At 48.3% G+C, this 14,694-nt stretch carries 19 protein-coding genes; all 19 read right to left on the reverse strand.

Features of this window, described 5'->3' with window-relative positions:
* Window positions 1-38: 38 nt before the first annotated feature.
* Entirely contained in the window at window positions 39-719 is a 681-nt protein-coding gene (locus B3G15_RS08340) for a zinc metallopeptidase (RefSeq protein WP_023468628.1), read from the reverse strand.
* 45 nt (window positions 720-764) lie between these two features.
* Window positions 765-1,367, reverse strand: coding sequence for a DUF1405 domain-containing protein (locus B3G15_RS08345; RefSeq protein ID WP_251138171.1), 603 nt, complete (start codon window positions 1,365-1,367; stop codon window positions 765-767).
* 54 nt (window positions 1,368-1,421) lie between these two features.
* Window positions 1,422-2,213: a menaquinol-cytochrome c reductase cytochrome b/c subunit gene (locus tag B3G15_RS08350; RefSeq protein ID WP_055968607.1), complete on the reverse strand. Its 792-nt coding sequence runs from the start codon at window positions 2,211-2,213 to the stop codon at window positions 1,422-1,424.
* Window positions 2,214-2,253: 40 nt separating this feature from the next.
* Window positions 2,254-2,925 carry a menaquinol-cytochrome c reductase cytochrome b subunit gene (gene qcrB, locus B3G15_RS08355; protein WP_012370658.1) on the reverse strand — a complete coding sequence of 224 codons (672 nt, stop codon included), beginning with the start codon at window positions 2,923-2,925 and terminating at the stop codon, window positions 2,254-2,256.
* A 3-nt stretch (window positions 2,926-2,928) separates the two neighbouring features.
* The gene (locus B3G15_RS08360) at window positions 2,929-3,435 is read right to left on the reverse strand and encodes a ubiquinol-cytochrome c reductase iron-sulfur subunit (RefSeq protein ID WP_035396830.1); all 507 of its coding nucleotides are present in this window, start codon (window positions 3,433-3,435) and stop codon (window positions 2,929-2,931) included.
* A 104-nt stretch (window positions 3,436-3,539) separates the two neighbouring features.
* Window positions 3,540-3,980: a DUF2487 family protein gene (locus tag B3G15_RS08365; protein ID WP_023468632.1), complete on the reverse strand. Its 441-nt coding sequence runs from the start codon at window positions 3,978-3,980 to the stop codon at window positions 3,540-3,542.
* A gap of 181 nt (window positions 3,981-4,161) precedes the next feature.
* Window positions 4,162-4,692, reverse strand: a complete 531-nt coding sequence (locus B3G15_RS08370) for a ReoY family proteolytic degradation factor (protein ID WP_029342003.1) — start codon at window positions 4,690-4,692, stop codon at window positions 4,162-4,164.
* A gap of 28 nt (window positions 4,693-4,720) precedes the next feature.
* Window positions 4,721-6,007, reverse strand: a complete 1,287-nt coding sequence (locus B3G15_RS08375; protein WP_290719956.1) for a tetratricopeptide repeat protein — start codon at window positions 6,005-6,007, stop codon at window positions 4,721-4,723.
* Between the two features lie 11 nt (window positions 6,008-6,018).
* Window positions 6,019-7,275, reverse strand: coding sequence for a 3-phosphoshikimate 1-carboxyvinyltransferase (gene aroA, locus B3G15_RS08380; RefSeq protein WP_290719960.1), 1,257 nt, complete (start codon window positions 7,273-7,275; stop codon window positions 6,019-6,021).
* Window positions 7,266-8,327 (reverse strand): 3-dehydroquinate synthase, encoded by a 1,062-nt coding sequence (gene aroB / locus B3G15_RS08385; protein ID WP_290719963.1) that lies wholly within the window; start codon window positions 8,325-8,327, stop codon window positions 7,266-7,268. Before aroB ends, aroA begins: the two co-directional genes overlap by 10 nt.
* The gene (gene aroC / locus B3G15_RS08390) at window positions 8,324-9,478 is read right to left on the reverse strand and encodes a chorismate synthase (protein ID WP_290719966.1); all 1,155 of its coding nucleotides are present in this window, start codon (window positions 9,476-9,478) and stop codon (window positions 8,324-8,326) included. Before aroC ends, aroB begins: the two co-directional genes overlap by 4 nt.
* A gap of 19 nt (window positions 9,479-9,497) precedes the next feature.
* A complete protein-coding gene (locus B3G15_RS08395; RefSeq protein WP_023468638.1) occupies window positions 9,498-10,274 on the reverse strand; it encodes a CheR family methyltransferase in 777 nt (258 codons plus the stop codon).
* A gap of 192 nt (window positions 10,275-10,466) precedes the next feature.
* Complete coding sequence (gene ndk, locus B3G15_RS08400) at window positions 10,467-10,883, reverse strand: nucleoside-diphosphate kinase (protein WP_058704890.1); 417 nt, start codon at window positions 10,881-10,883, stop codon at window positions 10,467-10,469.
* A gap of 93 nt (window positions 10,884-10,976) precedes the next feature.
* A complete protein-coding gene (locus tag B3G15_RS08405; protein WP_023468640.1) occupies window positions 10,977-11,939 on the reverse strand; it encodes a polyprenyl synthetase family protein in 963 nt (320 codons plus the stop codon).
* Between the two features lies 1 nt (window position 11,940).
* Complete coding sequence (locus B3G15_RS08410) at window positions 11,941-12,648, reverse strand: demethylmenaquinone methyltransferase (protein WP_023468641.1); 708 nt, start codon at window positions 12,646-12,648, stop codon at window positions 11,941-11,943.
* A 22-nt stretch (window positions 12,649-12,670) separates the two neighbouring features.
* Window positions 12,671-13,249, reverse strand: a complete 579-nt coding sequence (locus B3G15_RS08415; RefSeq protein ID WP_023468642.1) for a heptaprenyl diphosphate synthase component 1 — start codon at window positions 13,247-13,249, stop codon at window positions 12,671-12,673.
* A gap of 140 nt (window positions 13,250-13,389) precedes the next feature.
* The gene (locus tag B3G15_RS08420) at window positions 13,390-13,662 is read right to left on the reverse strand and encodes an HU family DNA-binding protein (protein ID WP_012370671.1); all 273 of its coding nucleotides are present in this window, start codon (window positions 13,660-13,662) and stop codon (window positions 13,390-13,392) included.
* 85 nt (window positions 13,663-13,747) lie between these two features.
* Window positions 13,748-14,482, reverse strand: a complete 735-nt coding sequence (locus B3G15_RS08425; RefSeq protein WP_029342012.1) for a hypothetical protein — start codon at window positions 14,480-14,482, stop codon at window positions 13,748-13,750.
* Window positions 14,479-14,655, reverse strand: coding sequence for a DUF2768 domain-containing protein (locus B3G15_RS08430; RefSeq protein ID WP_034786022.1), 177 nt, complete (start codon window positions 14,653-14,655; stop codon window positions 14,479-14,481). The genes B3G15_RS08425 and B3G15_RS08430 overlap by 4 nt, the downstream gene beginning before the upstream one ends.
* Window positions 14,656-14,694: the final 39 nt, after the last annotated feature.

Consider the following 14,694-nt stretch of genomic DNA (forward strand, 5'->3'; position numbering starts at 1 on the left):
ACACGGATCGCTCAAACGAGCAATCCGTGTTTTTCGTTTTAGTCATCACTTGACGGGTTGAAGACGAGCAGTGCGAGACGAAGGAACTCGGCAACGGCAACGAGTGTTGCTGCTACGTACGTCCAAGCTGCTGCATTCAAGACACGACGTGAACCACGTTCTTCTTCGGCATCAATGATACCATGCTCCGTTAACTGCGCCATCGCTCGATTCGAGGCATCAAACTCGACCGGTAACGTGACGAGTTGGAAGATGACGGCACCAAGCATCAAGACGACACCAAGCATTGCAAGACCACTGAACCCAGCGAACAGACCGATCAACAACAGTGGGAACGATAAGTTCGACGTGATCGACGCGACAGGTGCAATCCGGTGACGGACACGCATCATATTGTAATCCGTCGCATCTTGAATGACGTGACCGATTTCGTGAGCTGCGATCGAAACGGCTGAGACCGTCGAACCGTAATAGACGTCTTCCGACAAACGAACGACTTTGTTCGTCGGGTCATAATGGTCGGACATCGTTCCACCGATTGGCTCAAGACGGACGTTCGTGATGCCGTTCTGCTTCATGATGAAGTCTGCGACCTGCGCTCCCGTCACCCCACTCTGAATCGGAACATCTTGATATTTTTTATAGGTGCTCCGCACCCGCATCTGAGCCCAGATTGGGACGATGATGATGATCGCGAGATAGATCAAATAGTTTGCCACGAGACATCGTTCCTTTCTTTTTTTGATTATAGGTCTATTTTATGTTCAAGTGATCTTATTGTCAATTGAATCGCGCGCGACGAGCAGATATCCCATCAAAAGACATATTCCGGTCAACCAGAAGGAACCATATCCGATCCACTGGATATGCTCCGCAAGTGCCGGGTAACGCGGCCACTGACCAAGAACATAATCGACGACATCGTTGTGGATGACCCAGATGGCGACGAGGACGAGTTCCTTGACACGAAACGTCATTAGCGGACTGTATAATAACGCCTGGAACGCCATCGCTCCGTGCGATACCATCAACATCAGTGCCATTGCTGTTAAGAACGGATCCTCCGTTCCGAGTTGATTCAACATCAACGCATTCATGACGACTGCCCAGACACCATATTTAATCAGTGTCACGAACGCAAGCGCTTCAAACAAGCGAGAACGTCGTCCGAAAATCCAAAGAAAGACGATGATCGTAAAGAACAGGGATGCAGTCGGGCTATCCGGAATGAACGGATAGTAATACCACTTCGACGTTGCGAGTTGTGGTTCATACCAGTAGTAACCGTATAATGTGCCTGCTAAGTTGATCAACCCGACAATCCAGAGTACGGCTTTATGTCGGAGTAATGTCAAAATACCTTGCAATCGTTTCACCTCATCATCGACAAAAGCCGGAGGATTGCTCCCCCGGCTTTTGGCTTATTTATTGTTTTCGCCGCCTTCACCGTATGAAGCGATGAATTTCGCGAGTTCTTTATGATCGGCATCTGATCCTTTGAACTGACCAGCAGGCATCGAACCGATACCTTTGACTGCGATATCATAAATTTCTTTTTCTGTCTTTTTCGTACCAACGAGTGCCGGAGCTGCTGCGCCACCCTCGAGGTTCTTACCGTGACAGTTGACACATGACTGATTCGAATAAATTTCAAATCCTTTAGCCGATGTATCAATTTTTGGTCCTTCGTTCATCGTCAATTCACCTTGTTTATGGATTGTATCCCAGTGAGTCGTTTGAACAGATTCCCAAGTCAAGAAGACGATCGAGACGACTGCGAGGAGCATCATGCTGACTGCGATCGGACGTTTCGCAGGACGACGTTCAAGACCTTGGTCGAGCCATGGCGCGACGAGAAGTGCTGTGAACGCAAGACCTGGGAGGATGACCGTTCCCATCAAGATGTATGGACCTGCAGCGAATTGGTATTTCAAGAGCTGATAGAGGAATAGGAAGTACCAGTCCGGAAGTGGAATGTACGACGTATTCGTCGGATCGGCAATGTTTTGAAGTGGTGCTGCTTCTACGATTGTCAATGTCATGAAGCCGATCAAGAAGACCGCTCCAACCATCCATTCGCGAAGTAAGAAGTTTGGCCAGAACGCTTCCGTTCGACCTGGATATTCCGAGTAGTCTTTCGACTTGTTCGGCATCCGGTTGTTGATCGACACCCGTGAATCGGTGACGAATTTCATTCCTTTACCACGATGCATCGTGTTCTCCCCCTTTTTTGTTGTCTAGATGATAGTCGGTTTAAAGTGGTCCAGAGATCCCTTGTTTACGGATCATCATGAAGTGGGCCCCGAGCAAGACGAACAATGCTGCAGGAAGGAAGAAGACGTGAATCGCAAAGAATCGAGCGATTGTACTTGCGCCGACGATTTCTCCACCCGCAAGGAGGGTCTTCGCGATACCACCGATGACCGGAATACTTTCAGCAATCTGAATCGTAACTTTTGTCGCGAACAACGCTTTCATGTCCCAAGGCAATAGGTATCCTGTCAGACCGAGAGCTAAGACGACGAAGAACAAGAGCACTCCGACAACCCAGTTCAATTCACGTGGTTTCTTGTATGAACCAGTGAAGAAGACACGTAATGTATGTAGGAACAACATTACGATAACGACCGACGCACCCCAGTGGTGCATACCACGAACGATTTGTCCGTGTGCGACTTCATTTTGAAGATAGTAGACGGACGCGTGTGCGTTGATGATGTCCGGTACGTAATACATCGTCAAGAACATCCCCGAAAGAATCTGGATGACGATCGTAAAGAACGTCAATCCGCCAAAACAATAAACGAAAGCTGAAAAGTTATGTGCCGGGTTGACGTGCTCCGGTACTTCATGATCGGCGATATCTCGCCAAAGCGGCGTAATGTCAACGCGCTCATCGATCCAATCATAGATTTTTTGCATCATCGCTTACGCACCTCTTTCGACTGGTTTACCAAGGTAGAGGTAACCATCTTTCTGTTGCATTTCATACTCATCGAGTGGTTTCGTCGGAGGCGTACCAGGTACGTTCGTGCCATCCTTCGTATACCGTCCGAAGTGACATGGGCAATAGAATTGCTCCGGGTGCGTCGGATCTGCGCCGAAGCTGACTTGGCAACCTAAGTGTTTACAAATTGGTGAGAGGGCTAAAATTTCTCCCTTATCATCTTTGAACACCCAAGCAGACAATGTTTCTTCGAACTCATACCACGCATCTTGCGTTTGTTTCTTGAAGTCGACCCGTTTTGGTTCTGTCGTGATATCCGACAACTTCATTACTTTTACTTTATCGCCTGCTCCTGATTTCTTCAGGACTGGATCAACTGCGAAGTTGACCATCGGCATGACCATTGTCGCAGCCATGAAACCGCCGACGCCTGTCAATGTATACGTCAAGAACTGACGACGTGTTACGTTAGACCCGTTTTGAGCCATCTCGATCCCCCCTTGTGATGTACGCTGTGCCCCAAGACGACAGTACTTCACACAAATTTCTCACATGGTAATAGTATCTTAATAAAATCATTGCGTCAACCGCTTCATAGCGCGGTCCAACGGTTTCCTAACTGTTCGAGAACTTGTCCTACGAAATTCCCGACCATCTGACCTTGTTGGTCACGACTCATCGTCTCAAGAGCTAGACGTGGCACGTAGATAATCTCTTCGGCGGCAGTCTCCTTCCACCTTAAATCAGCAGTGATGAAGGTGATGAAACGGAATTGCCCGGAAGCAGCCGCTTGACGCCATCCTTCCAACTGTTCGATCGACGGTGCATCGATATAGGTCAGAGCAGGAACGAGCAACGCCCGTCCGGATAGCTGGCGTTCGACTTCGGACGCCACCGTCAATGTCATGTCTGCGCATTCCGCGTAAGCATGCATCGCCTCATCGAAACCGACCGGAAGCAAAGGCACGATCAGCGTATCGATGTACGCTTGCTCGCTTCGTGTCCGCTGTACGTCGGATGGTTTGAAACGCAAGTCATTTCCCCCTTTCTTCGTACTTACAATTCGTCACATTTAATGTATCATATCCGCATTTCCTCCTACTCTCTTAATGTGAACGTTTTATGAAATTCCACTCTATTTTTCTTCATATTTTGCACAAATCTTCACATACGAAAGGACCCTACTACCTCTGCTGGGCAATAGAGTCCTTCTGTTAAGGAAGTTGACTTCGAACGAGCCGTAACTGTTCGGAAAGAGAGTGGAATCGATGTTGATCGCGTGCATCCAGCGCTTCATCAATCAAGCGGACTAAACGTTCTTCTTCCTGCCGATTGACCGTGACCGCGATGAAATGTGTCGCTTCATCCGCTAAGCGCGGTTCAACAGCAACTTCTGGGCGAAACGGATTTTCTTCTAGTAAAGACAAATACTCGTCATCCATCATCATACCTTGGAAGTTCAACTCGATATAGATATCTTCCGAGGTCAGGCGGATGTCATGATAAGCTTTTTCTGGATCTAACGTCGTGACATCCCCTTTTTTGAAGAGAAACGGTTCTGCGTCGAATCCGTATGTCGTCATGATGATTGCCTTCGGAGCGAAGGTCGCATTTTGAACGAAGTGTACTTGCTCGAGTTTTGCCTCATTGCGCAGCCAATAATCGATGATCCATTTCGCTTCCCGTCGCTTTAACGTGTAATAGGTCAAGATGCGGCGTAAGAATCGCTGCTTTCTCTCTATCATCTCAATCCTACTCCCTTCTCCCGTGAAGTCATCCATCCATTCGTTCAACATAGTCGACGAGCTCGTTATCTTCTGGTGTCAACTTAGCAGCGCGGCGGAGAAGACGTTGTCCCTCTTCACGCCGTCCTTCCTCGACGAGTGCGAATCCATACTCTTTCAAGAAGAGCGCATCTTCCGTGAATGCACCTTCGACTATCGCATAATTCTCCATCGCTTGCGTGTATTCCTCTAAGGCATACAAAGCGCGTGCCCGGTACCATGTTAGAATCGGAGCCGTGACGTGTTCTTCGATGGCAGAGATCGTCTCGATCATCGCTTCGTGGTCCTCGTCTTCAGCAAGTAACGACAGCAAACGTTCCGCTGCGACGATCGATTCCGGATTCAAGGCAAGCGCCTCACGCAACGCTTGGACGCTTCCAGCGCGATCGCCGAGTTTCAGAAGGAACAAGGCTTCCATCGTCCGCAACTCATCATTGTAATCGTCGCGCTCCATTCCTTGTTTGATGACGTTCAGTGCTTCTTTTGTCAAACCAAGTTCGGCTTGGCTTTCCGCATATGGTACGTACGCCGACGTATAGTCCGGATCCTGTGCAATCAATTGCTGGAATGTCTCGACCGCTTTTTGATGTTGACCGACACGGTGAGCCGTCATCGCAAGACCAAACAAGGTATGCAGGTCGGAGCGTTCTGTGACAGCACGTTCGTACAGTGGAATCGCATCTTCAAATTGTCCTGTCATCGCGAGTGATTCCGCGTAAAGGGCATCGAGCGGCAATTCAGCACGTAACTCTGGTCGCTCCGCGATTTCGGCGAATAACGGTACCGCCTGATCAAACGCACCGAGCGTCATGTAGAGCTCAGCCAAACCGTATGCCAGTAACGGTTCGTCCGGTGCAAGGTTACGCGCTTCCTTCAGCTTCGCTAACGCTACTTCGTCAAGACCTTGCGACTGATAGAGGTCAGCGAGTAATACGAGAGAACGCGGACCATATTCCGTGTCCATTGTGTCGACCTGTTCGAGGACGGAGATCGCTTCTTCTTCGCGATCCAAATCGATATAACACTCTGCTAATAACAAGGCTACTCCCGCGTTACCCGCATATTCGACGTAAAGTGGCGCCAAGAGATCGACCGCCCGGTCAGACAATCCGAGTTCGATATAGAGATCGGCAACGGCGAGGCGGTCCTCATCCGTTCCTGTCTTTTCGAGTTTTTCTAATGCTGCTAACGCTTCCGAGGTGTGACCATGTTCTAATTCTTCGATGATGCCATTCAATAGTTGTTCTTTCAAGGCAAGCGCCCCACTTTCTGTCATCCGCCTATTGCTTACTCAGATTGGTCGGATTGAAGTTTCTTTAAATCATCATAGAACGTTGGATAGCTGACTTCAACTACTTCGCGTCCATGAACCATAATTTCCGGATTGATCGTCGCCGCGATCGTCAACATCATCGCGAGCCGGTGATCACCTGCACTGTCGACTTCCGCTGCTTGCAAAGGTGTCGGTCCTTCGATGATCATGCCGTCATCCGTCGCCTCGATATTCGCCCCAAGACGCTGTAATGCCGTCACGACCGTGTCGATCCGATCCGTTTCCTTGACACGAAGCTCTTGTGCATCGCGAATGATTGTTCGTCCTTCCGCTTGCGTCGCAAGCAAAGCGAGTAGTGGAATCTCATCAATCAAGGATGGAATCTGATCACCTTCGACGGTGATCGCTTGTAACGATGTCGTCTCGACGGTCACATCTGCCGTCTCCTCTCCACTGTCTTCTGAGCGATGATTGATTTCGACACTTGCACCCATCTGTCGTAACGTCTGTAAAAAACCAATCCGTGTCGGATTCATCAAGACGTGAGTCGTCGTAATGCGACTATCCTGCCCGATTGCTGCCGCCGTCCACCAAAACGCTGCTGACGATGGATCGCCTGGAATGTCGAGTGACGTTGCTTGTAAGCGTACAGGACCTTGAACACGAATATGCCGACCATCCTCGCGTTCATCGATCGCTACGTCAACGCCGAACTGCGGCAACATCCGTTCCGTATGGTCCCGTGACAGGATCGGCTCGATGACTGTCGTCTCACCCGTCGCATGCAGACCTGCGAGCAACACGGCACTTTTCACTTGTGCACTTGCAACTGGCAACGTATACGTCGTTCCGACAAGCGGCGTTCCTGTGATGTGAAGAGGTGCCGTCTCACCTGTGATGTTTGCTCCGAATAAGGCAAGCGGTTCCGTAATCCGTTTCATCGGACGTCTGCGTAAGGAAGCGTCTCCATCGAGCGCGTACGTCGCTTGACCACCTGCTAGGATACCACTCAAGAGACGAATCGTCGTCCCCGAGTTTCCGCAATCGATCGTTGCTTCTTGGAATGTATCCGTTCCGGTGATCCGAATTTCCTCTGGTGTTCGATCGATTTGTGCACCAAGTGCCTGCATCGCTTCTAGTGAAGCAAGACAATCGGCCCCTTCAAGTGCGTTTCTGACACGTGTCGTTCCCTCGGCGATTCCACCGAACAGGAAAGCACGGTGCGTCATAGATTTATCGCCTGGTACTTGTACTGTTCCTCTTAAGCCCATTCTAAACACCTCACTGTTTGATTGAATGCTCGACGCAATCGTTCTTCGCTGATCGCTTCTAAAATGAAGCGTCCTTCTTTTTCAAGGACGAATCGAATCGTTGCTTGGTGGTTCTTCTTGTCGCGACGCATCAGTTCAAGGTATGTCTTAAACGATTGTCGATCCGGCAATTCTGTCCCAAGACGGTGGAGCAATTGCCCGAGCTGCTTCGCCTGTTCGTCATTTCCTTCCAAGAACTTGACGAAGACAAGTCCGATCCCTACTGCCTCGCCATGCGCAAGACCAGGACTTGCATATTCAACGGCATGACCAAATGTATGTCCATAATTCAAGAAGGCACGCATCCCTTGCTCTGTCTCATCTTGTTCGACGATATCCCGTTTCACATTGATCCCCCGTGCGAGCCAGTCTTCTAAGTCGAGTCCTTTGACAGCATCCAGCGAAATATCGAGTAACGAATCCGCAAATGATGGTCGCGAAAGGAACCCATGCTTGACTAACTCAAAGAAGCCACTTCGCCATTCCCGGTCTGGTAATGTCTGAAGGAGCGTTAAATCATATACGACACCACTTGGCTGATAAAATGCACCGACTAAGTTTTTACCGAGGGAGAGGTTGAGACCAACCTTTCCACCAACACTTGAATCGTGCGCTAACAGTGTCGTCGGAATTTGAATGAACGGGATGCCGCGCAAAAAGGTTGCCGCGACGAATCCCGCTAAATCACCAATCATTCCACCACCGAACGCAAGGATAAGGCTATGACGTGTCATCCCATACCGAATCCCTTCTTCGAGTAGAGCGCCATAAACGGCAAGCGACTTACTGTTCTCCCCAGGCGCAACGGTACTGATATGAACATCGATCGACGGCGATGCATCCGCTAATGCAGCCTGCAATCGATCCATCTGCAAGTGATGTACCGTTTCATCCGTGATGACCCAGATGCGGTCCGCCTCGTTCAGCTCTGAAAGATGCGATAACCGGGCTAATGCCCCATTTCCGACAAGTACTGGATATGACGTGTTCAACCGGATATCAAATTCGATCAAAACGTCCGAACCTCCTCTTTGTAGGCGGCGACGGCAGCTTGAAGACGATCGAGTGTCGATGTCCCGAACATTTCAAGGATAGCAACCGCAATCTCAAACGCGACGACGGCTTCTAAAACAACCGATGCGGCTGGAACGGCACAGGCATCACTTCGCTCGATTTGTGCCGTGAATGCTTCCTTCGTCTCGATATCTACCGATTGCAGTGGACGATAGAGCGTCGGAATCGGCTTCATTGCTACTTGGACGCGAATCGGCATGCCTGTCGACATCCCGCCTTCAATTCCACCTAGATGGTTCGTACGTCGATGATATCCGGATGCATCATGAACGATTTCATCTTGGACGGTACTCCCCTTGCGACGACCAAGTTCATACCCGTCACCAAAACCGACTGATTTCATCGCATTGACACTAATGACAGCTTGCGCAATTCGGCTGTCGAGCTTTAGATCGTTTTGTGTAAAGGACCCGACGCCTGGCATCATGCCTGTCACGACGACTTCGATTTCACCGCCGAGTGTATCCCCTTCTTTTTTGGCCGCATCGATTTCCTCCATCATCCGTTGTCCTGCTTGTTCGTCAGCACATCGAACGGGTGAAGCATCAATCGTTTCCTGATGTTCCACAGGATCCTTCCACGGTGCATCGATTCCACCAATCGACCGTACGTGCGAGAACACTTCAATCCCGAGTTCATTCAGTAATTGTTTAGCGAAGGCGCCGACTGCAACACGTGCTGCCGTCTCACGAGCGGAAGAACGTTCTAGTACATCGCGTAAATCACGATGACCGTACTTCAATCCACCAACGAGATCCGCATGTCCGGGACGTGGACGCGTCAACGTCCGCGGGCGCTCCAACTGTTCTTCGAGTGGTTCCGATTGCATGACTTGTGTCCAGTGCGTATGATCCTTATTCTCGATGAACAAACTGATTGGTGATCCCGTCGTATATCCATGACGAATCCCACCACGTGCATCAATTTGATCCTGTTCGATTTGCATGCGTCGTCCGCGTCCGTATCCGCCTTGGCGACGTGTCATTTCACGCTGGATGGCTTCGAAATCAATCGTGAGTCCTGCTGGCATCCCATCGATGATGACGGTCAACCCTTTTCCGTGTGATTCTCCTGCTGTCATGTAACGCATTCGCTTCATCCCTTCCTGTTTAACCGATTTTTTCGTAAAAGAAGCTCTGTTTCATCTTTAATCCAAACCGTTCGGGCTGGAAAATTTGTTCCGTTCCACCAACGAATAGGATTCCACCTGGCTTTAAGGCCTCGACGAACGAACGATAGACGTGCGCTTTCGCTTCTTCTGTAAAATAAATCAGCACGTTGCGGCAGATGATTAAATCAAACCCTGTATCGTACCGGTCTCCTAACAGATTATGTTTACTGAAACGAACGAGTCGTTTGATTTCTGGAACGACTTCGAACGTTTGCTCTTGCTCGATGAAATATTTCTTTTTACGCGCTTCGACGACTTCATTTAATGCAGAAGCTCCATATCGACCAAGCTTGGCTTTTTCAAGAACGAGTTCATCCAAATCCGTTGCTTGAATCGTAAAGGCGGATGGATCGAGCCGTTCACTTAAAATCATCGCGAGAGAGTATGGTTCTTCTCCGGTCGAACAAGCTGCGCTCCACGTCCGGATTCGTCCATGTGCTCGCGACTCTAGGATCGGTAAGATATCTTGTTCCAATTGTTGCCAACGAATCGGATTACGGAAAAATTCACTGACATTGATCGTCATCCGGTCTAAAAACTCGTCGTATAACGATGTGTCCTTATCCATTGCCTGCATATAAGAAGCAAATGTACTATATCCTTTTTTGTCACGTAACGCCGTCAATCGCCGCTTCATCTGTGCTTCTTTATACTGACCGAGATCAATCCCTGATTTGGTCTTGAATCGTTGAATAAAAAGTTCATAATCTTCCAATTGGCACACCTCGCTCACTCTCGATATCGAATGGTCATTTCCATGACCGGTTCAACTTATTTTCTATAGTAGCATAAAGCTATAGGCATTCCAAAAAGCAATTAGACAATTGGGTCATTCCGTTTTACAAGAACACGACAAAAGGGATTCGATCAAATCGAATCCCTTCCCCGTTGTCTTTCTATTCATGTATTACGCGTTGACTGGTTGTCCTTGAAACCAGAGGGCAAGCTCACGCTCCGCACTCTCGACACTATCTGAACCATGGATGACGTTCTCACTCATCGTGTTCGCGAAATCACCACGAATCGTTCCAGGTGCTGCTTCAAGTGGTTTTGTTTTCCCGATCATCAAACGCGAGACGGCAACGACGTCTGTGCCTTCGACGCGAAGTGCAACGACAGGACCCGATGTGAGGAAAGTGACCAACTCTCCAAAGAACGGTTTCTCCGCGTGCTCTTCGTAATGTGCTTTTGCTAGCTCTTCTGTGACGTTCATCATTTTCATTTCACGAATGATGAATCCTTTGCGTTCGATCCGTCCAATGATTTCCCCAATCAATCCACGTTCTACGCCATCCGGTTTGACCATCAAAAATGTCTGTTCCATCTCTAGTTCCCCCTATGAAATGCTTTTAGAAAAGCGCTTACATAGTCAGTTTACTGGCTTTTGAGAAGAACAGCAAGAAATTTTTGACAATCTTCATCCTTTTCGTTTTCCAACGTAGCGTGCGACTTCTTCAAGCGATCGTTTAGCAGAAGATTTAGGTAATGGTTCGAGACGTTTGATGGCACGATGGATATAATGATCGACTGTTTGTTGCGTTCGTTCAAGAGCACCCGAAGTTTGAAGAAACGATAATAAGGGTGCGACTTCTTCATGTGTTGGCATACTCTCGATTTTTGAAAGACGTTCATAAAAGACAGCATCTTCTGCACCATAAAAGACAGGTAACGTTTTGTGTCCATGACGCAAATCCTCTGCTACGGGCTTACCAAGTTCTGTGCGATTCGCTGTGAAATCAAGCAAATCGTCAGCAATTTGAAAAGCAAGTCCGATATCTCGTCCAAACAACCGTAACGCTTTCGTATCGGCTGCAGAACAGTTCGCAACAATTGCACCTAGGTGACAACTCGCTTCGATGAGAATAGCTGTTTTTCGTTCAATCCGTTTGATGTAGCGTTTAATTGATTGTTCCCAATCATATTGGTCATAGATTTGTTCAATCTCACCTTCGCAAATTTCACGCATCGTATGGACCATCACCTGGACAAGTTCCGGCTTTCCGACTTCACCGATCAACCGAATCGCCTCACCGAACAGATAATTCCCGGAATACAGCGCTACTTCTTCATCAAAGTATTGCATAACGGTCGGTTTTCCTCGTCGTAGTTCTGCGTCATCAATGACATCGTCATGGACGAGTGATGCCATATGGACGAGCTCAAGACTGGCCGCCACACGAATCAGCTCATCCCGATCTGCTTCACCGAATTTAGACGCTAACAATACGAACGCCGGTCGAATCCGTTTTCCACCAGCCTTCAACAGTTGCTTTCCAGCCGCATCGATCGTTGGTTCCTCAGAAGCGATATGACTGATCAGAAAACGATCGACTAAGTTAACTTCCTTCGTGACATCACGGTATATGGAATGCAGTGACATCTCACCACTTCTTCCCAAGGTGCATCGCAGCAGCCCCACCCGCGAATGCCTTGACTTCCACTTGCATGAAGCCTGCCTGTTCGAAGAGTTGTTTCAGTTCGACGCGGTCGAGGAACACTTCCGTCGATTCTTGTAGCCAGTTGTATTGATCGTATGATTTCGCAAGCAATCGCCCGACTTGTGGCATGATTTTTCCGAAATACAATGAATATGCTTCGCGGAAAATCGGTGCCGTCGGTTGACTCGTCTCGAGACAGACGACCGTTCCACCTGGTTTTAAGACACGATGCATCTCTTTGATGACCTGTAGATAATCCGGTACGTTTCGTAGACCAAAACCAATCGTCACATAATCGAACGAGTTATCACCGAACGGTAGATCCATCGCATTTCCGTGAATCAATTCGATGTTTTTCATATCGAGCGCTTCTACCTTCTCCACGCCGACTCTTAGCATGTTTTCTGAAAAATCAAGTCCTTTGATGACACCTGTCGGGCCGGCTGCTTTCGCTAGTTGAATCGTCCAGTCCGCTGTCCCACAACAAAGATCGAGACATTTAGCGCCCGGGAAGACTTGCATCCGGCGCATCGTCTCGCGTCTCCATAGTTTATGCAGTCGGAAGCTGATGACTGAATTCATTTGATCATAGTTCGTTGATATCGATTGAAACACTTCATATACTTTTTTTTCTTTATCTTTTGCCTGCACACCGCTCACCCTTTCCAAGATCTCATGCTACCGCCATCTGCTCGAGATGCGATAACAGTAATTTCTGTGCGACCAGATCCAATTGTTCTGCCTGTTGTTGAATGATTTGCCGCCCCTGTCGTGTCAGCCATTCTCGTTTCGTGATTGCCGCGAGTCCTTGCATTAATCCGAACTCTGCTGTTAACCACAAGAGAACCCGTTCTTCCGTCGATGCATAATTCATTTCGTGAAGGGCACACTTTGCTTCGTTGACCCGTTGAATCGTCCGTCCGAGTGAAACGAGAATCTCTTTTGGTAACCCAGCTAGCTGTTCGAAAAAGTAGCTCGAGAATAAATCCCCTGCTAATACAAGCAACTGTCGCTCCTTCGAACCGCGTAGCGTTTCATTGACACGCTCATGCAGACGTAGCGCTACTTGTGCGAAATGAATCGCTTTGACGAGTGCTTCCGTATCCAGCGTGTCATGTTGAGCGACATCAATCAACCAACTGATCTGTTCACGATCGATGGAAGGGAAATCCACATGTCGAGCCAATCGTGTCGTTTGTTTAGTGGTGAGTGCAGTGATGATTTCATCCACGCGCAGCTCATGTTGTTCCATGCTTTTACCCCCCGATCTCCAGTGCCATCTCGTTGATGGACGTTCTTCTTTTTTAATATACCATAATCGGCGGGCTTTCACGCTTCTGAATGTCCACAAAAAAGCCGCCCGAGAAAATCTCGGGCGACTATGTAGCCGGATTACTTCACAGCATCTTTCAATGCTTTACCTGGTTTGAAGGCAGGTACTTTGCTTGCTGGAATCTCGATATCTTCTTTCGTACGTGGGTTGCGACCTTTACGGGCTGCACGCTCACGGACTTCGAAGTTACCAAATCCAATCAATTGGACTTTCTCTCCAGACTGAAGTGTCTCAGTGATCGATTCGAATGTTGATTCAACAACTTTCGTCACGTCTTTTTTTGTAAGACCTGATTTTTCGACGACTGCTTGAATGAGTTCAGTTTTGTTCATTACTTTCACCCCCTCCCAATCACTTCTTCGAGGGTAATCATACCCCATAAACGTTGCTATTACAACATTTTCGTGTAAATAACGTTCAATTTTCAGATTCTTCGCTCGATTCCTCTGAAAACACAGGTTCGCCTTTTTCGTTTATCGTGTAGCTTTGAGAATAGGCAGGAACAAAAGGTTGATCTTCATAGAGCAAATACCGAATATCTTGACCGACTTTCGGCTTTTTCTTCGCAGTTTGAACAGCTTTCTTCAACTCAGGTAAATAGTTGATGAAGAGGCGTCCTTGACCATCGACATAGATCGACAACTTTTCATCTGAATACGGACTTGGGACAGTCGGTTCTTTTTTGATGAATAGTTTTTTATAGTCAAGCGTAAACTGGTTTTTTCCGAACGATCCTTTAAACGGATACTTTTCGTTCTTCTTCCGATACGCATCAATCCGAACTTGGAGCTTCTGTAACTCTTCTGCAACAAGTAAATCCATCAACTTAACAGTCGGTTTCGTGTCGACATCGACTAACAGATAGATGAATGTTCCGCCACCTTCAAAACTGTTCGATGGTGGATCACTCATATAACGCGGAATGAGCCGCCCTAATTCGATTTGATAACGCTCCATAAGCGGAGTATCTGCTTCCATCGTCTTGATGGGCAAAACACCCGTGTCTTTTTGATACGCATCGACAGCATCCTGTACGGTACGCAACTGTTGTGGATACGGTACGCGGTTCGACGGTTTCTGACTGTCTGGAAATAGACAACCCGATAACAACGTCACCGGAATGAGCATGAGGATCACGAACCACTTCTTCATGCGCTTGGCCCCGCCATGACGATGAATACCATGATGATCGACGCAACGATGAAACATACGAATGCCAATGTCGATACGAGAACCTGCCATATCCCCTTCAACTTCGTCCGACTGACCGTGACCAGCAAGACACTGATCGCAAAGAGTCCAATGCCAGCGAACGAGATCCACATTTTTATTAATCCTGGACTCAAGGTTTCCACCCCACTCCG

Origin of the sequence: Exiguobacterium sp. UBA1053 (assembly GCF_002316465.1) — a bacterium.
GTDB classification, from domain to species: domain Bacteria; phylum Bacillota; class Bacilli; order Exiguobacteriales; family Exiguobacteriaceae; genus Exiguobacterium_A; species Exiguobacterium_A abrahamii.

What these genes read in the sequence shown, in the direction of transcription:
- B3G15_RS08350 (WP_055968607.1), bottom strand. Translation starts at nt 2,213, where the DNA reads ATGCATCGTGGTAAAGGAATGAAATTCGTCACCGATTCACGGGTGTCG.
- qcrB (WP_012370658.1), bottom strand. Translation starts at nt 2,925, where the DNA reads ATGATGCAAAAAATCTATGATTGGATCGATGAGCGCGTTGACATTACG.
- B3G15_RS08360 (WP_035396830.1), bottom strand. Translation starts at nt 3,435, where the DNA reads ATGGCTCAAAACGGGTCTAACGTAACACGTCGTCAGTTCTTGACGTAT.
- B3G15_RS08370 (WP_029342003.1), bottom strand. Translation starts at nt 4,692, where the DNA reads ATGATAGAGAGAAAGCAGCGATTCTTACGCCGCATCTTGACCTATTAC.
- B3G15_RS08375 (WP_290719956.1), bottom strand. Translation starts at nt 6,007, where the DNA reads ATGACAGAAAGTGGGGCGCTTGCCTTGAAAGAACAACTATTGAATGGC.
- aroA (WP_290719960.1), bottom strand. Translation starts at nt 7,275, where the DNA reads ATGGGCTTAAGAGGAACAGTACAAGTACCAGGCGATAAATCTATGACG.
- aroC (WP_290719966.1), bottom strand. Translation starts at nt 9,478, where the DNA reads ATGCGTTACATGACAGCAGGAGAATCACACGGAAAAGGGTTGACCGTC.
- ndk (WP_058704890.1), bottom strand. Translation starts at nt 10,883, where the DNA reads ATGGAACAGACATTTTTGATGGTCAAACCGGATGGCGTAGAACGTGGA.
- B3G15_RS08405 (WP_023468640.1), bottom strand. Translation starts at nt 11,939, where the DNA reads ATGTCACTGCATTCCATATACCGTGATGTCACGAAGGAAGTTAACTTA.
- B3G15_RS08415 (WP_023468642.1), bottom strand. Translation starts at nt 13,249, where the DNA reads ATGGAACAACATGAGCTGCGCGTGGATGAAATCATCACTGCACTCACC.
- B3G15_RS08420 (WP_012370671.1), bottom strand. Translation starts at nt 13,662, where the DNA reads ATGAACAAAACTGAACTCATTCAAGCAGTCGTCGAAAAATCAGGTCTT.
- B3G15_RS08425 (WP_029342012.1), bottom strand. Translation starts at nt 14,482, where the DNA reads ATGAAGAAGTGGTTCGTGATCCTCATGCTCATTCCGGTGACGTTGTTA.
- B3G15_RS08430 (WP_034786022.1), bottom strand. Translation starts at nt 14,655, where the DNA reads ATGTGGATCTCGTTCGCTGGCATTGGACTCTTTGCGATCAGTGTCTTG.